The sequence below is a fragment of the Flavobacterium sp. FlaQc-30 genome, assembly GCF_044005885.1.
In the GTDB taxonomy this organism is placed as follows: domain Bacteria; phylum Bacteroidota; class Bacteroidia; order Flavobacteriales; family Flavobacteriaceae; genus Flavobacterium.
This window is the reverse complement of the sequence record NZ_JBIPCO010000002.1, coordinates 194,799-219,818: the sequence shown is the minus strand read 5'-3', so window position 1 is coordinate 219,818 and position 25,020 is coordinate 194,799. Positions and strand designations below refer to the sequence as shown.

The window sequence follows — 25,020 nt, the reverse complement described above, 5'->3', positions numbered from 1 at the left end:
TTGCAATAAATGAAAAAAGAAGAACGTCAAAAAGTAATTTTAGAGTACTTATCAAAAGAACATCGCGTTACTTTACAAGAACTTAGCGAGTATTTGAACGTGTCGGAAGATACAATTAGACGAGACGTAAAAGAACTTTCGGATCAAGGTTTATTAAAAGCAGTTCGAGGTGGTGCAGTTGCACCGTCACCAATTCCGCTGCACTTTAGAAATAGAGAAAAACACGATCTTGAGAATAAAAAGATTATTGCAGAAAAAGCGCTTCCTTTATTAAAAGACGGACAGGTTGTATTTATAGATGGAGGAACAACTTCGTTGGCTTTAGTGGCTAGTTTTCCTTATGATTTAAAGTTAACAGTTATAACAAATAGTTTTCCTGTTGCCGCATTAATTGAAGATTTACCCAACATCGATTTGATTTTTGCTGGAGGAAAAATGTGCAAAACTTCTTTTGCAACTTCGAGTATTGAAACTATTGATTTCTTTAGAAATTTTAGAGCAGACGTCTTCATTTTAGGAATCTGCAGTATTCATCATGAACGAGGTATTACGGGAATTTTATACGATGATTCTATGCTGAAAAAAAATATGATTCAGAACTCCAACTTTGTTATTGCCTTAAGTTCTATTGAAAAAGTAGGAACTGCAGAATCGTATTTTGTGTGTCCAATTAAAGATATTAATGTTTTAGTAACCAATGTTTCACCCGAAGAAGAATCTTTGAAAGCATACAAAAACGCAGGAGTTACTATTGTTTAAAACAAAAAAGCCTTTCAGAACGTCACTTCCGAAAGGCTTTCCTTTTTTTATGACGATAACGAAACTTCAACCTGCATGCTGCCACACGAAAGGATTCGTGCGGTAGCAGGGGAACAATTTTATTACTATTTATTTCATGATGTTTTTTTTATTATTATAATTCCTAAAATACACCTATCAATTCTATTAGTCTTCCTTACTCCAAATATTGTAACTACCACAAAAATTAAAATCTTGCCAACTGATTAGCGGTAGTTTTTTGTCTCAAAATATACAACCCTGCATTTTTTATGATAGGCTCATAAATACCTGTGCTATCGTTTACATAGCCACCAACATTAACTGCATAGTGAATAAAAGCCACTTTTGATTTTGTTCTCATATGCTTGGGTAATTCGTATAAATATAAATCGTTTTTACATTCTAAATTTTTAGAATACTTTATTGCTTTCTCTTTAAAAAACAAACTTTCGTTGTTATAAATAACTTGATAATAGGCTGTGTTAATAAAAGATGGAGAAACCCAATCTGGAAAATTAAAATAACCACCTGTGTAATAATACTCATCTTTTTTTCGAGAAATCAATTGAATTGAATTTGAACTTTGGTAATCAAATTTTTGTTCTTTTAACAGTTCCGTAGAATACATTTTTAGATAATTATCATCTATTTCTTCGCCAATCTGTTTGGTTGAATAAATTCTTTTTTTTGGGTCTTTCAAAATAATTAGCCTTTTATCAGCAAATTTTGCTGGAAAATTTAAAAAATCAATTTGCCCAATAGTCTCAGTTTCTAACTCGCTACTTAAATAATGTGTAAACCTATGATCTCCTTTTTGCGAGAATAATAAAATCCAATTATTTTTTATTTTAAAATACATCGGAAGATTGTCATCTTGATAATCAAAATTCCTATCAGTATCATAAACTACAACTTCTGCGTCGTTGTAATATTTTTCAAAAAGTAGTTTAAAGTCAGTGTCCCTAATTTCATTTTGAGAATTTAGTATTTGCAAAAATTTAGTATAAACCAGCTTTTTTCCTGAAAAATCATACACGCCATTTTCTGCAAATACATACGGAATAAAATTTGCGAAATCAAAAACAGAGGTATATTTTTCTTTTGCTAAATCATTAGAAATAATAATGTTACCCAAAGAATCGTATTTAGTCAATCCCTTATTATTAGAAACGTAAAAATTATTATTAATACTATCATACAATATAGGAAAAGTCCCCTCCACTGGTACAATTTCATAATTTTTAGATTGCGGTTTTCCGATAAGGCTTTTAGAATTTTTTAAATCTTTTGACTTAAATAAGTCGTTTGTTGTTATGTTATAGATTGTACATCTATCTAAAAATAATAATAGTAGAATAGCAATAATAATCAAGTAGTAAAAAATTTTTTTCATATTTTTTTGACATCAAATGTTATCTTTATTAATAAAACAAGGGCAGGAAATACTTTTTCATTTTTATGAATCTTTTACTGCTTTTCTAAACCTGCGAATGTTGAATTTATCTTTAAACTCAAAATTAGGCTCCATACCCATTTCGTCGTATTTGGTGTAGCAATGAAAGTATTTATTTCTTAATTGCCACAACATATTTTGGTCTTTCACTATAAGATTACATTATTCAACTGTTATTTTCCTTGATTCAAGCTGCTTTCTATACTCCCCGCTACCGCTCGTATACATCATAATTAATTAAATTCTATTACATAAACTTTTCGTTGATGAGCGAGATACTCGCGCTAGGAGCAGATATTATTGAGTAATTTTATTTTAAAACGTTTTACGCTTCCAATCTTTCGTTGGTTCCATTCCAATAGAATCACTATCTGCTGACCAATGCAAATATTTATTTCGTAACGTTCTTAAATCTTCTTGCTCTTGCAGTTCTTGTTGATAGGCTTCAAATCTGCTATCTCCATTTTTTACTCCTTTATACTTTTCATGAATATTTCCATACCATTTAAAAGTATACGGTTGTGCATTTTCAAAAACATACTTATGTAAGCGCTTTTTTACTCGAACTAATAATGGGTTACTTGAAATACTATATTTTTCAATTTCCAACTTCTCTTTTTTTAATGGAACATTTAGTTCTATAGCTGCCTCAGCCATAAAATGCAGCGGAATATAACTGTATGAGTTTTTTAAATTTCTAGTGCCTTTAAGTTCGTGTTTAGGACCAAAAAAAGAAATTTCTAATTGGTCTTTTAAATACCAAGCACTATCTACTAGTTTCTCTGAAAGTTTCTCTAATTTTTCTTTAAAATTTTTCTCGATCGCTTTTACTACTTCTATACCATCGTTATAACTTCCTCCAACATCTGAGTGTACACCAGGGAATTCTCTTGTTTTTCCAACGCTAGTTGTAGTAAGTGAAAAATTATTTCGATGTTCATCTGCAGCAGTAAAATGCATAACTGCTTTTGCTTTACCTAAGTTATTTAATGGTAACTGCTTAGTATCATTATCAAAATTTGGTTTTCCATCAATTAAAGTTGAGAAAGAAGATACCGTATCAAAAAGACCTAAAAAACGAACTTTTATTAAATCTACCTTAATATCTTTTTGTGCCAAATAATACCCCAAAGCACCTCCTTTATTTTTTCGATTAGCAGATAATGGATACGCTTTTTGGCTAATTTCATCTAAAAAAACTCTTGCCGCAGCTGCACCACGGCTGAAACCAAAAACATCTAAACAAAGAACATCTATTTTGGATATACTATTACTTTTTAAATTGTTGGCTATTTTTTTACAACCTTCTTCCACTTTATCCAGAATACCTGTACCTTCAAAAATAAATGCCGTACCTAAACCAGCCCCTAGTATGGAATCTTTTTTTTCAGTCTCTGTTCCAATACCGTCTACATAAACAGCTTGTTTGTCAGGATAAGAATCGCTTAGCCGTGCTACATTCGACCAAGCATTATAATAACTGCTACCTTTTTTGTCGAGTCCATTTTTTCTGTAAGCCTCTGCGGAGATAGTTTCTTTAGGTGTTAGTTTTTCTCCTCTTGCCCTTTTATCATAATATTCTTTGGCTTTGGTGTTATTTTTATTGTTATTGGTACCGTCAAAAAAAACACCAATGATTACTTCATTAGTTTTCAATTCTTTTTTAGGTGGTGTGTAATCTCCAAATACTATACTCATCTTAATTTAGTTTACCAGAATCTTGACAATTTTGATGTAAATTATATTTTTTCCCTTCTTGTTCTACATAAAAATCAACTACCCACTTATCGTCCTCTTGTTTTGTAGGATCGATTTTTATTACCATTTCTGCAGATTTATTTTTATCAAGCCCTTTATACAACATTCGAATCTCGTTTTTATCAAAATCTACAGGAATTTCATCCTCACCCATAGGTTTAAGATATTTTGCCCAATATTCTTTATCATTAGTAAAAGCAATTCTAGATACAAATTGCTGTTCTTTTTTGCCACTAGCAATTGACCAGTAAATTTGAAAAGCGTAAGGAATTGCTCTATATTTCATATCTATTGGTTTATCATAAGGATCTTCTTTTTCTCCATTACACATTTTAATGTACATTGAAGTAAGCTTAGAGCCTTCTGGCAAGATTACTTTTGGCTTCCAAAGGTATTTTTCCCTATAGAATTCATAAGCTTCTAGAGAAGGGTAACCATATTTTTCTATTTGTTCTCGTATGTCTTTAGAAATTGTACCATCGTAGGTTAACATGTCCTTTGCATAATCTTTCCTAAACATATACTTTTCACTTTCTGTAATGAGTTTAGGATCTATTACTGTTTCATGAGCCTGAAATCGTGCCACTTCTACCTGACTACCAGCCCCCGCTACCCATACTACGACCATTCCTTTTGGTCCGAGGCCAATATTTATATAATCATAAGACTCCTTTACATTTTCTAAACCTGGTTTGGCAGGAAATCCTTCATCAAAAAGCTTTTTTATTTTTTCTGTAGGGAGTTTCCAGTCGCCTTTGTAGAATTTATTATCTACATATGACAACCATGTCATATCAAGTCTGTCTGGTATAGGTGCTTTTATATAATCAATGCTTCCCAAGCCTCCCCAGCCAGAATTGCTAAATCCACCCATTTGGCTAAAAAAATAGCCTCCTGCTGCACCTGTATAAACTTCTACAGGATATTCTCTTGGTGCACAAATATCTGATGCCCACTCATATTTTTTTTCTATATATGAACTCATTGTTATTGTTACTACAATTATTACTACTATTATGATGAAACATAATAAAATGTTATATTTTTTGATATTATTTTTTCTCACCACTGATTGTTGTTTTATCATTATTTTTCTTCTCCGTGAGCTAAAATTTTTCTTCCACTAGCTAAATTTAAATTTCCTTTTGTCGCTTCAAAATTTAATTTATTGGCATTTTTTTCAAGTTTTCCTCCAACAATTAATTGATAAGCATCGGTAACTTTTATTTGAATATTCTTTGCTTGTTTTGTAATCGCCATAAATTTTCAATTAAAAAAGATTAGAGTTTTCAGTACTATTAATTAAAACTTGTTTCCCGCTTTGTATTGTCATATTTTCTTTATGACTGTAAAGACTGGCTTCAGCTGCGCTTTCGTTAGAAATATCAGAAGTTCGTTGAAAGTCCTTTTCAGCAATTTCTGTTCGATTATCTGATTTTTCCATAATATTCCCGTTTGCACTTACATACATATCATTTTGGGCTTCTTGAGAAATATTATTTCCTGCTTCAATCTCAATATTTTCTTTGGCATCTGCTTTTATGTCTCTTCCCGCTTTCATAATAATATCTTCCCCTGCTTCAAGTTCAATATTTTTAGGAGCTTTAAATCTGATATTTCCATCTCCATGTACGACTGCAATGGTTTGCCCTTTTTGGCTTTCTATTGTTATGTCGCCCGTAGCATCATCAGTAATAATTCTGTTTCCGCTTCGACTATGCATTACTGCCTTTATATCATTATTAGGCGTACTGTAACCGCTTTTTTCTTTTCTGCTGGTCATGGTTCCTGTTACAATTGGCAGTTCGGCATTGCCACCTTGAAAATCTACAAAAACAGTATCGCCTATTTCGGGAATAATGTGAGAACCTCTGGCATCGCCTCCATAATATTGCACTAATGGTATATAGGGAGTTGTTTCGCCTTTTGCTTGCTGCCATGGCATTTGTACTTTTATCCCGCTGAGTCCTTCTGGATCTGCGTTTGCCGTTACCACTGCGGTCTGGCTTTTGCACTTTGCAATTAAATCAGGATTTGTTTTGGGTGAGAATGTAGAGCCTGCAAGATTTATGGCTGTAAAATGGTTATGATATCCACCTCCGTCATCACAAATATGCGTTAGTTTGGTCACTCGGTAACTGCTTTCGAGCTGTTTGTCTAAACCTTGTATCAACACATCGTTTCCTATTGTAATGCCGGGAACTTCACTAGATGCTTTTACCTGCATCAAACCGCTCATTACAAATCGCATTTTATTTTTCGTATATTTTTCTACAGAACTTCTTCCGTTTGCTCCTGCCGAATTTTGATTGAGCTGCAAGACTGTCTCTTTGGTAAAAACCTGATTGGATTTGTTGACGAAGTTTTGATGAAATCCTTCAGCTTCTTTTCTGTAAACAAGCGTATTATCTGTGTAATATTCTCCAGCTCTGTTGTCGTTTTCTATTGTTTTAAACTGTGTGGGCAGCACTTTCATCTCATAACTAAAATCATGCAGGTTAATTCCATAAATTAATTTAGGCTGTAATCGTCCGCCTGCATCGCCAAAAGTTATTTTTCGTCCGTTACTGTAAAACCATTCTCCGTTTTGCATAGCCAGACGATTCAGGAAATCAAAATCGCTTTCGTTATACTGCACAGTATAAGCCAGATTGTTTTCATATAAAGGAATAACTTCCATATCTATATCATAACCTGTTTTTACTTTATTGACAATATCTGCCATTGACATATTGGTAAACGAATTACACTCTTTTGCGCCATCTAAAAGTATCGTTGTACTGTTTCCTTTTATCAACATGATTTTTTCCATGTCTTTGTTTCTGGATTTTTGTATTCTTACATTGGTTACAACTCCATAAAACTGCATGATATAATGGTCAGGATTTGTATCAATCATAAGATCATCCAGACCAGGAAGCGGCTTTATTTCTATGCTTATCTTTTCGCCATATAATCGCTGCGAAGCCGGCATGACACTTTTAAATTCTTCTACCAGCAGATCCTGTCTTACTGCGATCGAAAAGCTGTGATGATCGTGTATTTTTTGAATAATTTTTAATTTACTGAAATTGGTAATGGTGGTTTCACCAATTTTTATAGTCGTTACTGTTTGAAGAGCCATGTTGATTGTGTTTTAAGAATTTTTCCAATTGTTTTCAAATAAGGTATTCCCAACTTTTATTTCATTGGATGTAATTAAAATTTCTGTGGTCATAGGAACGGTTCCTTCGCTTCTAAAACGCTTCTGGAAAGAAATACAATAGGCTTTTTTAAAACTTACATTTTTCATGGTGCTCATAGCATCACGACGATAAAAAATAACTTTACCATCTTTAGTGCTGGTGTGTGAAACCATCCAATCTGAAAATAAATCGGTGTGTGTGCTCTCGACAACAATTCTAACTTGACCGCCTTTTACTTTGTTGGCTGGTTTGCCATTATTATCTACACTTTGATTGAAAGTGACATCAAATTCTAAAACATTAAACACTTCATTGTTTAATTCTAATTTGGCTAAAAAACTCATATTTATAGGTGTTGATTATTTTACAGGTTTTGTAGATTTACCTTAATCAAAATATGAGAAGTGGCATTTAAGTAAATAAAATATTACGTATTTATAATGTAAATATATTGAATAGTTTAAAATAAATAAGAAAAATATTAAATTTAATAATAGGAAGAAATTTAAAAGGCATAAAAAAAAACCGAAAACTACTAATAGCTCCCGAGGTTTAGGCTCACTTTTTCAGACCTGAGAATTGTAAACAGAAGACATTTTTCTTAAGAAATAAATTGTTTAAAACAAAAAAGCCTTTCAGAACGTCACTTCCGAAAGGCTTTTTCTCTACAAATTAACAGGCAATATTATTTCCATCCGCCGCCCAAGTCTCTGTAAACATGGACTGCAGCATTTAATTGTTCTTTTTTAGTATCTACCAATTCTAGTTTGGCTTCTAACGCATCACGCTGCGTCATCAAAACTTCAAAATAATCTACTCTTGCTGACTTAAACAAATCGTTTGAAACGTCTATTGAAGTATTTAAAGCGTCTACTTGTTTTGATTTAAGGTCATACCCTTTTTGAAGATTCTGAATTTTAGACAATTGATTTGACACTTCTAAATAAGCATTTAAAACCGTTCTATCATAATTGTATAACGCTTGAAGCTGTCTTGCATTTGCACTCGCAAATTCGGCTTTAATTGCATTTCGGTTAATTAAAGGCGCCACAAGATCACCTGCCAATGAATACAAAAGCGATTCTGGCATGGTAAACAAATAAGAAGGTTTAAATGCATTTACTCCAATTGCCGCAGTAATATCTAAAGAAGGATAAAACTCAGCACGAGCTACTTTTACATCTAATTTTGCAGCTACTAATTCTAATTCTGCTTGCTTAACATCTGGACGATTCGCTAACAATTGTGATGGAATTCCAGAACTTACAGCAGCTGGCAATAAACTTAAGAAATTAGTATTACTTGTTCTTTTAATTTCTTGTGGATATCTACCCAGCAAAAAGTTGATCTTATTTTCAGATTCTTTTATCTGCTGTAAAATGTCAAACTCCATACTTTGTGAAGTTAAAACCTCTGCTTCAAATTTCTTAACTCCTAACTCAGTTGCTCTTGCCGCCTGTTTTTGAATCTTTACAATTTCTAAAGCATTTGTCTGCAATTTGATCGTTTGTTTTACAATATCCAACTGATTATCTAAAGCCATTAATTCATAATAAGAATCGGCAACTTCAGCGATGAGGTTTGTAATTACAAAGTTTTTACCTTCAACAGTAGCTAAATATCTGTTTAAAGCTGCTTTTTTAGAATTACGCAGTTTTTTCCAAATATCTACTTCCCAGTTGGCATACGCCGAAATGGTAAAATCTCCAAGCGGATCCGGCATTTCTTTTCCAGGTTTAATTTCGGTAGAAGCATCACCTGCACCTTGACTGGTATATCTACCCACTTTTTCTACTCCAGCACCGGCACGAACACCAACTGTTGGTAATAAAAGTCCTTTTTTTACACGAATATCATTCTTTGCAATCTCGATTTCTTGTAAAGTAATATTTAACTCTTGATTGTTCTTCAGTGCAACATCAATTAAATCTACAAGATTCTGATCTTTAAAGTAATCTTTCCAAGCTAAAGCTGCTGTATTATTATTTGCATCCTGAGTTGGTGCTGTTGTTCCAAATGACTCAGGAACCGGCGTGCTTGTAGTTATTGCTGCCTCAGGCGCAGGGGCTTTACACCCTGCAACCGTAAGACAAATAGCTAATGCAATACCATATTGATATGATTTGAATTTATACATGATTGTTGTCAATTTCTTCTGTTAATGGATTCTCTTCTTCATGTTTTACCAATTTGTGTTTCTCGGCAATTTTGGCAAAAATGAAATACAAGCCCGGAATTACAAATACACCGCAAATGGTTCCTATAAGCATACCTCCAGCCGCTGCAGTACCAATTGTTCTGTTACCAATTCTACCCGGACCTGTTGCAAATGTAAGCGGCAATAATCCCGCGATAAAAGCAAATGAGGTCATTAAAATTGGACGGAACCTTGCTTTTGCACCTTCCATTGCAGCATCTAAAACTGATTTGCCTGCTGCGTGCCTTTGTATAGCAAACTCTACAATCAATACGGCATTTTTACCTAATAAACCAATAAGCATTACCATGGCAACTTGCGCATAAATATTATTCTCTAATCCTGTTAGTTTTAATAAAAGGAATGCTCCAAAAATACCTGCAGGCAATGAGAAAATAACTGACAACGGCAAAATAAAACTCTCATATTGAGCTGCTAATACTAAATAAACGAATCCTAAACAAATTAAGAATACCCAAATAGCTTGATTACCTTGAGCAACCTCATCGGCAGAGATACCTGCCCAGTCAATGTCATATCCTCTTGGCAGTTTTTCGGCAGCTACTTTTTGAATTACTTTAATCGCTGTACCAGAACTGTAACCTGCAGCCGGAGAACCACTAATCTGAGTTGAGGTATACATATTATGACGTGTAATTTCCGAAAGTCCGTACACTTTTTCTAATTTCATAAAAGCAGAAAAAGGCACCATTTCATCACGATTATTTTTCACGTACAATTTTAAGATATCATCTGGCTGTGCACGATATTCTGGTGAAGCCTGAACAATAACTTTATAGTTAATACCAAATTTGATAAAACTGATTTCATAGTTACTTCCTACAAGTGTTGATAAAGTATTCATCGCATTTTCGATAGAAACACCTTTTTGCTGTGCCAAATCATTATCGACTTTCATCATGTATTGAGGGAAACTAGAACTGTAAAAACTAAACACGTTAGATAATTCTGGCTGCTTATTCAATTCAGCAACAAAATCATTGTTTACCTGCTCCATTTTTTTGTAATCTACAGAACCCGTTTTATCTAATAAACGAAGCTCAAATCCTCCCGCAGCACCATATCCTGGTACAGCAGGCGGTTGGAAAAATTCGATATTAGCTCCCGCAATATCTTTACATTTTTCCTCCATGTCATGCATAATCTCAACAACAGATTCTTTTCTATCACTCCAGTCTTTCAAGTTAACCAAACACGTTCCTGAGTTGGCTCCTGTACCTTCAGACAAAATCTCATAACCTGCTAATGACGAAACTGATTTTACGCCATCGATATCTTCAGCAATTTTTTGAACTCTCTCTGCAATATTATTAGTTCTTTCTAAAGAAGAACCTGGAGGTGTTTGAATTACGGCATAAAACATTCCCTGATCTTCATTAGGAATAAATCCTGAAGGAACAGTGCTGCTAATAATCCATGTTCCAGCACAGAAAACAAGAAGTGCAACTATAGTAACCACTCTTCTGTTGACAATTTTACCTAATAGATTTTGGTATTTGCCTTGTGCTAAATTGAATTTTTCGTTGAAAGCATCAATAAATCTATTTGCTGGTGTTTTCTTTTTAGGCTGTCCGTGATTATTTTTTAACATCATTGCACAAAGCGCTGGTGTCAATGTTAAAGCCACAATACCCGAAAGGATAATCGCAGTTGCCATAGTTACAGAGAATTGTCTGTAAAATATTCCAACAGGACCAGACATAAATGCAACTGGAATAAATACCGCAGCCATAAGGAAGGTAATGGCGATAATTGCTCCTGCAATTTCGTGCATTGCTTTTTTAGTCGCTTTAAATGCGGAAAGATGCTCCTCTTCCATCTTGGCGTGAACGGCCTCAATAACTACAATCGCATCATCGACGACGACTCCAATTGCCAATACTAAGGCAAATAATGTGATTAAGTTCAATGAAATATCAAAGAAGGTCATAAACACAAAAGTTCCTATTAACGATACAGGTACCGCAATTGCCGGAATAACTGTTGAACGCCAGTCTCCTAAGAAAAGGAAAACGACTAAACCTACCAGAATAAATGCTTCAACCAAAGTATGAATTACTTTTTCGATAGAGGCATCTAAGAATTTAGAAACGTCATACGAAATTTCATAATCCATTCCTTTTGGAAACCTTGTTTTAATTTTTTCCAGCTTAGCTTTAACTTCTTCAATAACTTGATTGGCGTTACTTCCAAAAGATTGTTTTAATACAATAGCAGCAGATGGTTTTCCGTTCAAGTTCGAATAAATATCGTACATCGAACTTCCAAATTCGACTTTGGCAACATCTTTTAATCTTAAAAGCTCTCCATTTGGATTTGCTTTTACCACAATGTTCTCATATTGTTCCTTAGTTGTAAAACGTCCGGAATATTTTAATACATACTCAAATGCCTGAGAACGTTTACCAGAACTTTCTCCCGTTTTTCCAGGAGAAGCCTCCAAACTCTGACTTGATAATGCTTCCATTATCTCATCTGCAGAAATTTTATAGGCTAACATACGATCTGGTTTCAACCAGATACGCATTGCATATTCACGTGTTCCTAAGATATCTCCGGCACCAATACCATTTACCCTTTTTAATTCTGAAAGTACATTAATATCGGCATAGTTGTACAAGAACTTCATGTCGGTATTTTTATCTGTACTGTAAAGATTCACGTACATCAACATACTTGGTACTTCACGAGTAATTTTAATACCCTCTCTAATTACTAAAGGAGGTAGTTTATTGGTAACTGAAGCTACACGGTTTTGAACGTTAATCGCCGCTTGATTTGGATCTGTACCTAAATTAAATACTACCTTAATCGTAGCTTCACCATCATTTCCGGCATCTGAAGCCATATATTTCATTCCTGGAACTCCATTTAGAGCTCTTTCTAGAGGAATAACGACCGCTTTGATCATTAATTCTCCATTAGATCCAGGATAATCTGCAGTAACATTCACCATTGGAGGTGAAATTGTAGGGAACTGAGTAATTGGTAAATTCAATACCGACAAAACCCCTAAAAAGACAATTATCAGCGATATTACTATCGACAGTACTGGTCTTTGAATAAACTTATTAAACATTGTATATCTTTTTTAATGATTAAACCTATTCTGCTTTTGTACGCAAATGATTTATTACTTCTTTAGGCGATTGGAGTTCATATTTGATTTTATCATTTTCTTTTACTTTTTGAACTCCTTCAAGCAAGATTTTATCATTTTCAGTTAGACCAGTTCTTACTACATATAAATCAGGAACTTCACCTGTAATAGTAATCTCTCTTGATGTCACTTTGTTATTCTTATCTACAACAAATACATATTTTTTGTCCTGAATTTCGTAAGTAGCTTTTTGAGGAATTACAATGGCATTTTTAAGAGGCAGGAACATTTGAACTTGACCTGTTTCACCATTTCTAAGTAATTTTTCAGAATTAGGGAATCTTGCTCTAAAAGCGATATTTCCAGTTTCATTATTAAATTCACTTTCAATTACCTCAACATTTCCTTTATATTTAAATGTTTCACCATTTGCCAAAACTAAATTTACTTTGTTATCAGCACGGTCTTTAACGTTAGTCTGATATTGAAGATATTCTGGCTCAGTAACATTGAAATAAGCAAACATTTGACTGTTGTCTGAAAGGCTTGTCAATAACTCGCCTTCGTCAATAAGACTTCCTAATTTTAAAGGAATTCTATCGATAGTTCCGTCAAACGGAGCTCTGATTTCTGTAAATGATAAATGAAGTTTTGCCAATGAAACCTCAGCTTTTGCTGATTGCAGTTTAGCCTGTGCAACACTTAACTCGTTTTTAGAAACGATATTTTTATCTGCTAAAAGTTTAGCATTCTGTAATTCAATTTCTGTTGATTTTTGTTCAGCCTGTGCTTTAAGCAATTCTGCCTGATACATATTTGGCATAATTCTAAACAACAATTGACCTTTTTTTACAAATTGACCTTCATCAACATAAATGTTTTGTAAAAACCCTTTTTCCTGGGCACGGATTTCGATATTTCGAACAGATTTAATCTGCGAAACATATTCTTTAGTAAATGAAGTGTCGATTCTAACGGGATTTGTAACCGTGAATTTTTCTGCTTCTTCTTTCTCTTCTTTTTTAGATGTACAGCTAGTTAAGCACACTAAGGCCATAAAGCCTGTGAACAAGATAATTCTTTTCATGATTTAGTTTGGAAATTAAGCGATTGAATGCTTGGAATAAAAATTCCTTTTGGATGATTAAATGCATCAGCCAGCCTTAGTCAGAACTTAACTTTCATATAAGAAGAAGTAAAAAACAAATATACATCAACGAGATATGCAGATCACGACTAGGTAACCGATGTATACTTTAAAATCAAATTCTTAATACTCGTTGAGTAATATAGATAGGATTTGAATGCCCAAAGAGAGGCGTAGAAATTTTTAAACGATTGGAATCATTCGCAGCAGACTGATCTGAAAGTGCCAGATACAAAGTGTCTACCAAACTGTACGAAACAGCAAAAAACTTGTTCGTAAGTAAATTGGTATCATCATTTCCCAGAAGATCTTCTTCAAGATCAATATCTGCATCTTCAATAATTGAAGTTCCACGATCTTGACTTGTAAATTTAACTCTGTGTTTCTGTTGAAGATGATGATGAGAAAAAGTATTAGCATTAAGATATTGGCCTCCGCCCAGCAGAAGCAAATTCATGAATACTAGAAATACTATTAACTTTCTCATTTGGGTGCGAAAGTAATAAAAGTATTAAAACAAAAAAAGAATTTTTAACAAGGTTTAACAGTTATACAAGACGAAAACGTTTTCATTCTTTTAATATTCAAGAATTTTATTAAAAAACTTACTTTTACTGATGACCGTAAATTTAGTCGTCTACAAATCAACCACTTATAAAACTATATTAAAATATAATTTCCATTATTGTAAATTCTTGTTCAGCTTTAGTAAACGTTTTAAAAGTATCTTTCATTCCAAATTTCTCATAAAATGATTTTTTATTACTTCTGGCATTGCACCAAACTTTCTTAATATTCTTCTCTTTTGCAAACTGAAAAATATATTTTAAAAGATGAGAAGCGCTTCCTTTTCCTTGATATTCTTGTAAAGTTGCTAATTTTCGAAACTGCATCTCTTCTTCGACTATAAAGCAAGAAACTATAGAAACCAGTTTATTACTTGTAAAAACTCCAAAATGAAATCCTGAATTATCTTCTTCAAGCTGTACAAATTCAAAGGGTTGATCTGGCCACATTACATTGTGTCTAATATCCCAAGTTTCTGAAGCTGCTATTTCTTTAATTTCCATTGCAAATTATTTGAAAACAAATTTAAATGAATTTTCAATTTTATATTCTTTTGATCTGCAATTAAAACGTACTGATTTAATTATCAACATCATTCACAAAAAAAAGAAAGAAAAAACTTCTAGTATAATTAATTAATCTCTACTTTTATAGTATCTAAAAACAAATAAAAACCAGTTATGAAAAAATTCATTTTAGCATTATTTTTATGCGTTAGTATGAACAGTTTTGCACAATTGATACAATTTGGACCGCAGGTTTCGTACAACATCACTTCTCCTATTTCAAGTGATTACAGCTCAAAAAGCTCAGGAACTGCAATGGGTGTTGCGGGATTTGCAAGAGTAAATTTACTGCTTTTTTATGGTCAGGGAGAATTAGGATACACACAATCTAAGTTTAGCCTTTCGCAAACCGGAGCCAGCAGTACTAACTATGAACTATCAGGAACGGATGCTACTCTTATTGCGGGTTTTAAAGTAGTTCCATTAGGTAAATTAGGAAATATTCGCATTTTTGCAGGTTACAACTGGAAGAATTATTCAAGTATTAAAACAAACAATAATCTTAATTTGATTGCAATCGAAAAAAACAACAGCAGTATTCTTGGCGGTGTTGGCGTTGATTTATGGAAACTTACTTTAGATTATCGATATCTTGCAGGAATATCAGATCTTGACCCTTCTGGGGCAAGTTTAAAAACTGGTATTTCAAACTTCTCGCTCGGCTTTAAGTTTTTATAATAAAATAAAAAAAGAGAATCTACATTTAATAGATTCTCTTTTTTTATTTGTAAAACATTGATTTACATTACATTTTTGAGAAAAATTTCTCTAAATTATCGTCTGTAATTTTTTCAAAACCATTTTCATTCTGTTTTCCAATATTTACGACATGCAGTACTTTAGATTTTTCATCAACAGAACAGCTCCAGATTGTACCATCTGACAAAATAATTGCAGAGAACAAAGCATCTGATTTGTCTTTATTATAATAAACCAAATTCTCTTTTTTAAGAAGCTTTTTTACTTTTGATTTACGATCTTGTTCAAAAAATAAAATTTCATTCTGATTAATTTCTACCAGCTCATCAATCGTTTTGTTTTTAAAACTATTTTGAGCTTCAATAGTCCAACTTGGTTTATCACCTGTCATTATCCAAGTTCCGTACGCCTTTTCTAAAATATCACTTCTAAGAATTTCTTTTAAAGTATCAATTCTTTTTAATGCTTCCTGCCCGATTTCATTTTCAGGCTTAAGTTTTGAAGCTATTGAAAATTGATCCAATGCATTTGGATAATCTGAATTTTTCAAATAGGAAAGTGCAAGTTCATACTTGTTTTTCTGAAATTTACATTTCGCGTCATTTTGTGCTGCATTTTTCATCGAAATAAGCAGAACGATTAAGAGTAAAAAATTTTTCATTAATTTGGGGAATTAAGTTACTTTTTATTTTCTTGCAAACGTACTAATTAATTTTAGCATCTGATAATGATTTTTATCAGTTAATTACTTTTTTAACAATAAAAAGAGTTACAACGAAACAAATTTTTCGTTATTGATATTTATAACCCCTAAAAAAATGAATTTGATTTTTTTTCTAAAACTACCCAGAAAACGAACTTAAAATCTCCATTGCTTTTACCGTATCTTTTTTATCAATAAAAATATGATCATGATAATAGGCCGCAACAACATTACAGCTAATTTCATGTTCTGAAAGAGCATTAGAAAATGCTGCTGTCAATCCAATCGCTTCTAACGAGGAATGAACAGAGAGCGTTATCCAAGACATCACCACAGAATATTCTAAATTTAATTTTTCGGCATTTTCTTTTTTAAGAATCAGCGTAAAAGCCTCTTTCTCTTTAAAAAACATTTCAATCTCATTTAGATTTATATTCTCAACTTTTTCAATTTTACAAAAAACATAATCACCAGAGTTATGTTCGGGCTTCATGTTTTTAAGCAGTTTCTGTAAATCTTTTTCTCCTGACATTTTAGTTTAGTTTTAAAGATTAATTATTTTAATAGTCGATCTATTTTTTTATTTGTTTCTGGAAAATCTTTATCCAAAACAAGTACTTTTTTACAAGTAAGAGCCTATAATTCTATGTGTTAAAATTAATTACTCCCAACAGATTATTCTAAATTAATAAAAAAAAGCCGTCTTAAATTTAGAAAAGACGACTTGTTTTTATTTATTAATTAGCGGGCCAGCTATTATTTATTGGCGTTGCATCCATAAAAATGCCGCCGTCTAGAGTAACTTTTTTTATTTGCTTTTTAGTATTAATAGTTATCCTTGCTGTTTTTTGATTTTTCTCCCAAACTGCAGGAGTTTGATGAAACGTTTCGGCTGCGTTATCTTCATAAATCAAATTCACATCAAACGGAATTGCAAAACCTCCTGAGTTTGTTATAGTAACAACATTTTTTGAAACTTCTTTTATCGAAATATCTATATAATTGTTTGTAAAAAACCAGTTATTGAAAAACCAATTCAAATTTTTTCCTGAACCTGTATTCATCGAATAAAAATAGTCCCACGGAATTGGATGCTTTCCATTCCAAGTATCCATATAATGATGAAGCGCCTTTTTAAACAAATCATCTCCAAGCAAATCTTTTAAAGCTAAATAAGAGAGAGATGCTTTTCCGTATGAATTGTTTCCGTATCCTGCACCTGAAACTTGTGTAGACATTGAAATTATGGGCTGATCTTCTTCTGTCGATAAATCGGTGATGTATTTTTTTACTCTAAACCCTTTATAAAATTTATCCGCCTCATCTTTTCCATGTTCGGCAATTTTAATCAAATATTCAAAAGTTGTAGCCCAGCCTTCGTCCATAAAAGCATAACGCGTTTCGTTGATTCCCATAAAAAACGGAAAATAAGTATGCGCTACTTCATGATCTTGAACCAATTGTGCTAATAAGGGATCACCCATATGAGAATCGTTACACATCATTGGATACTCCATATCTGCAAAACCTTGAAAAGCTGTCATTTTAGAATATGGATATGGAATTCCAGGCCAATTATTAGAGAACCAATCTAAAGCAAACTGATTATTTTTAACCGAATTTACAAAATCAGTTCCTGTAATATTGTAAGCAGCTTGAACACTTGCACGGCGATTTGTTTTTTTATCAACCAAAACACTGCTGGCATCCCATAAATAGTGATCGCTTAAACCAAAACAAACATCAGTAATATTGTTTGCTTCAAATTTCCAGATATTCCAATCGTTTTGTTTCGTTACTATTCCGCTTTTCATTTCCTGCTCATTTGCAATATGCAGAATTTCATCTGTCACATATGATTTTTTCAAACGTGCAGCAAACTCTGGCTGTAAAACCTCATCAGGATTTAAGAAATCTCCAGTCGCATAAACCACATAATTTTTAGGTGCTTTTACTGAAAAAGTATAATCATTAAAGTCATTGTAAAATTCCTGACGATCTGTATGAGGTATTCTGTCCCAGCCATAGTAATCATCAAAAACCGAAACTCGAGGATAACTGTAAGCTGCAAAAAAAGTAGTTTCGTCAATTTGTCCTTCTCTTCCGCTTTCTTTTGATAAAGGATAATTCCAATCAATATTAATGGTAACTTTAGATTTTGGTGCGATTGCTTTTTTTAGTTTTACATTCCCAACAGTTCCCCAGTTTCTGGCATCTTCTTTATAAACTTCATTATCCACTTTTAAAGAAGTAATCGTTAATCCGCTGCTTAAAAAGTCATCGCTTACTTCACCTCCTCTTGGTGAAGTTGGTTTATGCAGATTATTTACAAATCGAATAACAAGATTATCTAATGATTTATCACTGTTATTCTCGTAAACAATAGTTTCTGTTCCGCTTACTACTTTTGTTTTAGCATCTACAGTAATATCCATTGTATATTTTCCATGATTCTGCCAATAGTTTTTCCCAGGCTTTCCGTCCATAGAACGAGTTCCTTTTTCGTAAGCTTCTTTTATATTTCTAGGCATATAAAGTTCTTGTGCAAAGCCTGTTTGCGTCAAAAACAAAAAAGCAATAAATGCAAAACGCAATAATCTTTTATTCATAAACTGGTTTTTGATTTGATAATTTAAATTGATTTATATAAGACCCATTTTTCAAAACAATGTTACAAAACTTTATAAAATTACAATTAAAAAAAACATAGTACCAAAGCTGCTTAATTCTTATAGAATCTATTAAAAATAAAAACCGCCCAATTCTAGAAAGAAAAGGACGGTATCTACAATTAATATATAACCTTGATGCTACAAAATATAATCGGTATTTATAAAATTTGATTCTTTGCTGTTTAGCAATTCCTGCAGAATTTCATTGTTATAAGCGATATCTTTTGAAGCGACAAACGTACGAATGGAGAAAGAACGTAAAGCATCTGGAATACTTAAAGTACCCACAGCAGAATCTTTACGACCTGTAAAAGGGAATGCATCTGGTCCTCTTTGACAAGAACTGTTGAGGTTTACTCTGCAAACTAAGTTTACTAAAGCATCAATAAGCGGCGCAAGAGTTTTAATATCTTTTCCGAATAAACTTACCTGCTGTCCGTAATTTGATTCAGCCATATCTTCTAAAGGTTCTTTAATATCTTTAAAAGAAATAATTGGAACTACAGGACCAAACTGCTCTTCATGGTACACACGCATTTTGCTGTTTACTGGATATAAAACGGCTGGAAAAATAAAATTATCTGCGTGTTTCCCTCCTTTTTCATTCAAGATCTCAGCTCCTTTATGAACAGCGTCGTCGATTAATCCTTGTATATAATGTGGTTTATCTGTTTCTGGAAGGGGCGTTAAAGACACTCCTTTTTCCCATGGATTTCCAAATTGCAAAGCATCAACTTTTTCAGAGAATCTTTTATTAAATTCTTCTCTAATTGATTCATGAACGTATAGAACTTTTAATGCCGTACATCTTTGTCCGTTAAAAGATAAAGTTCCTGTAATACATTCCTGAATCGCCAAATCCAAATCGGCATCAGGTAAAATAATAGCTGGGTTTTTAGCTTCTAAACCTAAAATCAAACGTAATCTGTTTTTATTTGGATGCTGATCCTGCAACGCTATTGCTGATTTACTGTTTCCAATTAATGCTAAAACATCAATTTTACCCGATTTCATAATTGGAGAAGCTACTTCACGGCCACGACCATAAACGATATTGATAACGCCTTTTGGAAAACTGCTTCTGAAAGCTTCTAACAATGGCGAAATACACAAAACACCGTGTTTAGCCGGTTTAAAGATCACCGTATTCCCCATAATTAAAGCTGGAATCAACAAGGAGAAAGTTTCGTTTAAAGGATAGTTGTAAGGTCCAAGACACAACACAACGCCAAGAGGTCCGCGGCGAATCATTGCATTTACACCTTGTACTTTTTCAAAATGCGAACTACGTCCGTTTAATTCTTTATAACTTGCTATAGTATCGTAAATATATTCAACCGTTCTATCAAACTCCTTTTGAGAATCTCCCAATGATTTTCCAATTTCCCACATCAAGTATTTCACGACTTCTTCGCGGGTTTCTTTCATTTGATTAACGAAATTCTCCATACACTTAATACGGTCAGCAACTTTCATTGTTGGCCATAAACCCTGTCCTTTATCATAAGCAGCATTTGCAGCTTCAACTACTTCTGCAGCTTCAGCTTCTCCCATAAATGGTATAGAACCTAATAAAGTAGGCGTATATTTTTCTGTAGAAGAAATCGTCGAAAACACAGGCGTAGTTTGCCCTGACCAATGTTTTAATTCTCCATTTACAAGGTAAGTATCTTGATTTATCAGGGATTTAATTTCAAATTCTTCGGGTATTAAACTCATAATTTGGTTGTTTATTATTTGGTTATTAATAGCATTATAATGAAAAAAGAGGCTTTAATGCCTCTTCTTCTCTTTTATGGTTGTACGGTTTCGCCTTCCCAATCCAGTATACCACCAAGCAGATTATAGGCATTCTCGATACCCAATTCGTTCATAATCTGACAAGCTTTGGCACTTCTAGCTCCAGAACGACAATACACATAGTAATTTTTGTTTTTATCTAATTCTTCAATTTCATAAATAAAACCTTGACCTTTATTGATATCAATGTTTAAAGCATTTTCAATATAGCCATCATTAAATTCGTCCTCAGTTCTTACGTCCAGTATAACTGCATTCTCGTCAGCAGCCAGCTGATTAACCCAATCTTCTTGTGATAAATTCATAATAAATGTGTTTTTGTAAAATTACGACGTTTCTACTCATGAAAAACGTACCAAATGCGATTTCGATTATTATTCTCAGAAAACGTTTTAGAGAAATTATTATAATCAGTGAAAGGCAAATTTACTCACTATTTTTAAAAATATAACCTATAAAATCGATAGAAAATAGGATTTTTTCATTTAAGCAAAATACCTGTTAATTATAATTTTACCACAATTAATGCCAGCAGAATCCATTATCTTTGTAAAAAATTATAATTTTTTATTCGATTTTGACAATAATACCAGCCGAAAATTTCACAAATTCTCACGAATAAATTAGTGTGAATTTGTGAAATTCGCGGCAAAAAAACGATACAATGCAACATTCATTAAAAAATACCTTTCCTAATTTCTCCAGTGAACTTATTGCTACTATTGAAGAAAACGGAAGTCTTCAATATTTTGAAGCCGGAACTATTTTAATGCGTACCGGGCAGTACATTAAAAACACGGTTTTGATTACTAAAGGAAAAATCAAAATTTATCGTGAAGGCGAAGACGGCGGTGAGTTTTTAATGTATTATCTTCAACCCGGACAAGCCTGCGCGATCTCGATGATTTGCACAGCTAAAAGCGAAAAAAGCCAGATTATGGCCAAAGTAGTCGAAGACGTTTCTGTCATGATGATTCCCCTTCAAATGATGGACAAATGGATGATGGAACACAGATCTTGGTACGAATTTGTAATCGAAACTTATAGAAGCCGCTTTGAAGAAGTACTGGAAGTTGTCGACAACATTGCTTTTCGTTCTATGGATGAACGTTTAGAATTTTACTTAAAAAGACATTCTGATACCTGCGGTTGTTCTGAGGTTAATCTTTCGCATCAAGAAATCGCAACAGAATTAAATACATCGCGAGAAGTTGTTTCGAGATTACTAAAAAAAATGGAACAGCGAGGCTTAGTCAAACTCAACCGAAATCAGATTGAACTTTTGAAATAGTTTTTTAGCCACAGATTAAAGGATTTTTTTGATTTTTTAACACATAGAAACATAGCTTTACTAAATCTATAAAAGGCGTTTCACTTGCATCAACACACATAGCTATGTGTAAATAATGAATTATTTTTTTCAACCTTTGCTAAGAAAAAAATCTATGTTTCTATGTGTTAAAATTTAAGCGGACAGAGAAATCATTTTAATCTTTTTAATCTGTGGCTAAAACAAAAAATCACTTCTGTGATAAATGTTACTGTAGGATTCTAATTTCCGAAGCAACTTTGCATAAAAATAAATGCAATGGAATATTTAGGCTATTTTGCTTCAATCATTATCGGAATTTCTCTGGGCTTAATTGGCGGCGGCGGTTCTATCTTGACTATTCCTATTTTAGTGTATTTATTTAAAGTAAATCCAGAACAAGCAACTTCATACTCCTTATTTATTGTTGGCTTAACCGCTTTATTTGGCAGTTACAGTCATTATAAAATGGGAAATCTAAAACTCAAATCGGCATTATATTTTGCAATACCTTCTGTAATTTCAATACTGATTATTCGTGAAGTGATTTTTCCTAAAATTGCTTCTACCCTATTTTCTATTGCCTCTTATTCTGTTTCAAAAGATTTTCTGATTATGATTGTCTTTTCGGTTTTGATGATAGCAGCGGCGATTTCGATGATCAGAAAACCACAACCCGAAATAAAAACTGCCGAAACCAATTATCTGCAATTAAGCTTAATTGGTTTCTTGGTTGGAATTGTAACAGGATTTCTGGGAGCCGGCGGCGGATTTTTAATTATTCCTGCACTTTTGTTCTTTGCTAATTTACCAATGAAACAAGCCGTAGGAACTTCATTATTGATTATTACCATTAATTCTTCAATAGGTTTTGGAGGTGATTTATATATAGGAACTCCTATCGATTATACTTTTTTATTAGGTGTTTCGGGAATGGCACTTTTAGGGATGTTTATCGGAAGTCAGTTTTCTAAAAAAATAGATGGAACAAAATTAAAACCACTTTTTGGCTGGTTTGTCCTCGTAATGGGATTTTACATTATTACAAAAGAAGTTTTATTTTAATCTGGATTTCTTTCACGCAGATATAACCGATTTGCAAAGATTTTAAATATTTTGAATTTAGTGTACTTGTAGAGATCTTTGTCAAAGCCTTCCATTTTGACAAAGATCAAATTAAAAAAATCCGTTTATTCTGAAGAATAAACGGATTTCTTTTTAGAGTACTATACTATATTCTTGATCGTATTTATCTTTAATTTAATACGGCTGTCAAAATTAACAGATTAAACCTCCTTGTTTATTTTTCTGTTCGCCACCAATGATAATAATTGTGTAATCCGTCGTATTCAAATCCGCAACGTGGATACAACTGATTGCCTATATCATTTGTTTTTTCTGTTTCCAGCATCAAACCGCAGGCGTTTGTTTCTTCACACCATTGTTTACTTCGATCAATTAATGCCACAGATAATCCTTTACCACGGAAATCAGGATGTACAAAAAGATCACTAAGCAGCCATTGCTTTTGCAATTTTGTATAATGAAATAGTTTATAAAGCTGTACAAAGCCAACAGCTTTTCCGTTTGTAATCGCTAAAAAAATGTCTGATTCATTATTTAACAATCGCTCTTTAAGAAATGCTTTTCCTTTTTCGACATCAGATTCCTGACGGTAAAAAACACGATAAAGATTAAAAAGTTCTGCTGCTTCATTGAGATCTTCAAGACTTGCTTTTTTGATTTTGTAATCCATTATTATAAAATGTTTTAATTAAAAAAGCGAAAATATCTTAAAGATCAAACAACTTTATAGTCCAGTTTATGTAAAACATGGTCATCCAGTTTTTGATTGAATCTCTTTTATTGTTCTGAATAAAAAAACCTCCAGGTAAAACTGGAGGCTATTCATATAATTAATTCGTGAAAATTAGTGCAATTGCTTCGCCAGTTCACTATCGCTCGGGTCGTGGCTATAAAAACATCTTAATGCTCCCCATACCCAATATCATCCATTTTTCCGCTAAAAACTTTATACTGAATAATAAAGTAAATGACAACTAAAAACAGTGCTATAAAAAACCAGCTCAATCCTGCATTTAATCCATATTCATGCGCTGCGGTATTGTAAATTGTTAACGAAGGATTCACATTATTTGTTGAAGGCAAAACATTTGGGAAAATTGAAACCGCTGTTGAAGCAAATCCGCCTAATAAAAACAAGGTTGAAAACAAAAATCCGTGACCATCTTTTTTAAACGAGCGCACTTTAAACAATCCTAAAATTCCAACAAAAGTCAAAAGCGGGAAAAACCAAAGAATAGGATTTTCTATGAAATTATGAAACGGTTTAGGCTCTATAAAATGCCAAATTTGCAAAGAGATACAAACTAAAACCAAGAGTACAATATTCAGTTTAAAAACTACATTTTTAAGCTGCGGATTCAAAGCTGAATTTGTTTTGTAAATAATCCAATTTGCACCATGAATTGTTAGCGCCACAACGCTCACAATACCTAGAAAAAGCGTAAACCAATCTATAATTCCCAATTCACTTGCCTGAGGACTAAAAGTTGGATTCCACAAAGGCAGAAAGAAAAAATGCGCTTCTTGTGTAGAAACACCGTTTTGCACCATTCCGAGATTTACGCCACGAACAATATTTCCTAAAGCGATCCCAAAGAAAAGCGCCAAAAGTAAACTTGCAATCCCAAAAGCTTTATCCCAAATTGTTTCCCACATTGGGTGATGAATCTGCCCGCGCATTTCAAGTCCGATTGCACGAAAAATCAAAAGCCACAAAATCATAATCAAAGGCAGATAAAATCCGCTGAAAGAAGAAGCATATAAAGTTGGGAAAGCAAAAAATAAAACACCTCCAGCCGCAATCAGCCAAACTTCATTGGCATCCCAAAACGGACCAATAGCACTTGTAATTGCTTTTTTATCCTTTTCTGTTTTTGCAAAAAATAAATGAATAATTCCTGCTCCAAAATCATAACCGTCTAAAACCAGATAAACAGCCAAAATTCCCATTAAAACTACGTACCAAAAAAATTCCAT

The 25,020-nt window shown here is 33.0% G+C and carries 22 protein-coding genes; 4 read left to right on the top strand and 18 right to left on the bottom strand.

Annotated elements, in window-relative coordinates; genetic code table 11:
• Positions 1-9 precede the first annotated feature (9 nt).
• Complete coding sequence (locus tag ACHRV0_RS06330; RefSeq protein ID WP_089053032.1) at positions 10-759, top strand: DeoR/GlpR family DNA-binding transcription regulator; 750 nt, start codon at positions 10-12, stop codon at positions 757-759.
• Positions 760-985: 226 nt separating this feature from the next.
• Here ACHRV0_RS06330 and ACHRV0_RS06325 read toward each other — a convergent pair whose 3' ends face one another.
• The 11 genes from ACHRV0_RS06325 to ACHRV0_RS06275 all read right to left on the bottom strand — a co-directional run bounded on the left by ACHRV0_RS06325 (position 986) and on the right by ACHRV0_RS06275 (position 14,711).
• Positions 986-2,173, bottom strand: a complete 1,188-nt coding sequence (locus ACHRV0_RS06325) for a hypothetical protein (protein WP_395440240.1) — start codon at positions 2,171-2,173, stop codon at positions 986-988.
• 375 nt (positions 2,174-2,548) lie between these two features.
• Positions 2,549-3,931, bottom strand: coding sequence for a T6SS phospholipase effector Tle1-like catalytic domain-containing protein (locus ACHRV0_RS06320; protein ID WP_395440239.1), 1,383 nt, complete (start codon positions 3,929-3,931; stop codon positions 2,549-2,551).
• 1 nt (position 3,932) lies between these two features.
• Complete coding sequence (locus ACHRV0_RS06315; protein ID WP_395440238.1) at positions 3,933-5,078, bottom strand: DUF2931 family protein; 1,146 nt, start codon at positions 5,076-5,078, stop codon at positions 3,933-3,935.
• Positions 5,078-5,251 (bottom strand): hypothetical protein, encoded by a 174-nt coding sequence (locus ACHRV0_RS06310; RefSeq protein WP_395440237.1) that lies wholly within the window; start codon positions 5,249-5,251, stop codon positions 5,078-5,080. The genes ACHRV0_RS06315 and ACHRV0_RS06310 overlap by 1 nt, the downstream gene beginning before the upstream one ends.
• 10 nt (positions 5,252-5,261) lie before the next feature.
• Complete coding sequence (locus ACHRV0_RS06305) at positions 5,262-7,115, bottom strand: phage baseplate assembly protein V (protein ID WP_395440236.1); 1,854 nt, start codon at positions 7,113-7,115, stop codon at positions 5,262-5,264.
• A gap of 12 nt (positions 7,116-7,127) precedes the next feature.
• On the bottom strand, positions 7,128-7,520 hold the full coding sequence (gene tssD / locus ACHRV0_RS06300) for a type VI secretion system tube protein TssD (protein ID WP_395440235.1): 393 nt from the start codon (positions 7,518-7,520) through the stop codon (positions 7,128-7,130).
• Between the two features lie 341 nt (positions 7,521-7,861).
• A complete protein-coding gene (locus ACHRV0_RS06295) occupies positions 7,862-9,313 on the bottom strand; it encodes a TolC family protein (RefSeq protein ID WP_395440234.1) in 1,452 nt (483 codons plus the stop codon).
• Positions 9,306-12,473 carry an efflux RND transporter permease subunit gene (locus ACHRV0_RS06290; protein WP_129022804.1) on the bottom strand — a complete coding sequence of 1,056 codons (3,168 nt, stop codon included), beginning with the start codon at positions 12,471-12,473 and terminating at the stop codon, positions 9,306-9,308. Before ACHRV0_RS06290 ends, ACHRV0_RS06295 begins: the two co-directional genes overlap by 8 nt.
• Before the next feature lie 25 nt (positions 12,474-12,498).
• Positions 12,499-13,581, bottom strand: a complete 1,083-nt coding sequence (locus ACHRV0_RS06285; protein WP_129022805.1) for an efflux RND transporter periplasmic adaptor subunit — start codon at positions 13,579-13,581, stop codon at positions 12,499-12,501.
• A 175-nt stretch (positions 13,582-13,756) separates the two neighbouring features.
• Positions 13,757-14,128, bottom strand: coding sequence for a hypothetical protein (locus ACHRV0_RS06280; protein WP_089053024.1), 372 nt, complete (start codon positions 14,126-14,128; stop codon positions 13,757-13,759).
• Between the two features lie 178 nt (positions 14,129-14,306).
• On the bottom strand, positions 14,307-14,711 hold the full coding sequence (locus ACHRV0_RS06275) for a GNAT family N-acetyltransferase (protein WP_395440233.1): 405 nt from the start codon (positions 14,709-14,711) through the stop codon (positions 14,307-14,309).
• Between the two features lie 177 nt (positions 14,712-14,888).
• Between ACHRV0_RS06275 and ACHRV0_RS06270 the strand changes: the two genes are divergently transcribed.
• On the top strand, positions 14,889-15,452 hold the full coding sequence (locus ACHRV0_RS06270) for an outer membrane beta-barrel protein (RefSeq protein WP_395440232.1): 564 nt from the start codon (positions 14,889-14,891) through the stop codon (positions 15,450-15,452).
• A gap of 67 nt (positions 15,453-15,519) precedes the next feature.
• On the opposite strand, the gene ACHRV0_RS06265 is transcribed toward ACHRV0_RS06270, so the two are convergent.
• From ACHRV0_RS06265 to ACHRV0_RS06245, 5 genes are all read right to left on the bottom strand, one after another.
• Positions 15,520-16,134 (bottom strand): hypothetical protein, encoded by a 615-nt coding sequence (locus ACHRV0_RS06265; RefSeq protein ID WP_395440231.1) that lies wholly within the window; start codon positions 16,132-16,134, stop codon positions 15,520-15,522.
• 181 nt (positions 16,135-16,315) lie between these two features.
• The gene (locus tag ACHRV0_RS06260) at positions 16,316-16,708 is read right to left on the bottom strand and encodes an ACT domain-containing protein (protein ID WP_129022809.1); all 393 of its coding nucleotides are present in this window, start codon (positions 16,706-16,708) and stop codon (positions 16,316-16,318) included.
• A gap of 205 nt (positions 16,709-16,913) precedes the next feature.
• A complete protein-coding gene (locus ACHRV0_RS06255; RefSeq protein ID WP_395440230.1) occupies positions 16,914-18,785 on the bottom strand; it encodes a M1 family metallopeptidase in 1,872 nt (623 codons plus the stop codon).
• Positions 18,786-18,986: 201 nt separating this feature from the next.
• Complete coding sequence (locus ACHRV0_RS06250; RefSeq protein ID WP_129022811.1) at positions 18,987-20,567, bottom strand: NADP-dependent glyceraldehyde-3-phosphate dehydrogenase; 1,581 nt, start codon at positions 20,565-20,567, stop codon at positions 18,987-18,989.
• A 74-nt stretch (positions 20,568-20,641) separates the two neighbouring features.
• Positions 20,642-20,953, bottom strand: coding sequence for a rhodanese-like domain-containing protein (locus tag ACHRV0_RS06245; RefSeq protein ID WP_071634709.1), 312 nt, complete (start codon positions 20,951-20,953; stop codon positions 20,642-20,644).
• Between the two features lie 359 nt (positions 20,954-21,312).
• Here ACHRV0_RS06245 and ACHRV0_RS06240 point away from each other — a divergent pair, with 359 nt between their 5' ends.
• Together ACHRV0_RS06240 and ACHRV0_RS06235 are read left to right on the top strand one after the other, a co-directional pair.
• Positions 21,313-21,939, top strand: a complete 627-nt coding sequence (locus tag ACHRV0_RS06240; protein ID WP_129022812.1) for a Crp/Fnr family transcriptional regulator — start codon at positions 21,313-21,315, stop codon at positions 21,937-21,939.
• 297 nt (positions 21,940-22,236) lie between these two features.
• Positions 22,237-23,022, top strand: coding sequence for a sulfite exporter TauE/SafE family protein (locus ACHRV0_RS06235; RefSeq protein WP_395440229.1), 786 nt, complete (start codon positions 22,237-22,239; stop codon positions 23,020-23,022).
• Between the two features lie 235 nt (positions 23,023-23,257).
• Here the strand turns inward: ACHRV0_RS06235 and ACHRV0_RS06230 are convergent, their stop codons facing one another.
• Together ACHRV0_RS06230 and cydB are read right to left on the bottom strand one after the other, a co-directional pair.
• Entirely contained in the window at positions 23,258-23,713 is a 456-nt protein-coding gene (locus ACHRV0_RS06230; protein WP_129022814.1) for a GNAT family N-acetyltransferase, read from the bottom strand.
• Between the two features lie 230 nt (positions 23,714-23,943).
• Positions 23,944-25,020 (bottom strand): cytochrome d ubiquinol oxidase subunit II, encoded by a 1,077-nt coding sequence (gene cydB / locus ACHRV0_RS06225; protein ID WP_395440228.1) that lies wholly within the window; start codon positions 25,018-25,020, stop codon positions 23,944-23,946.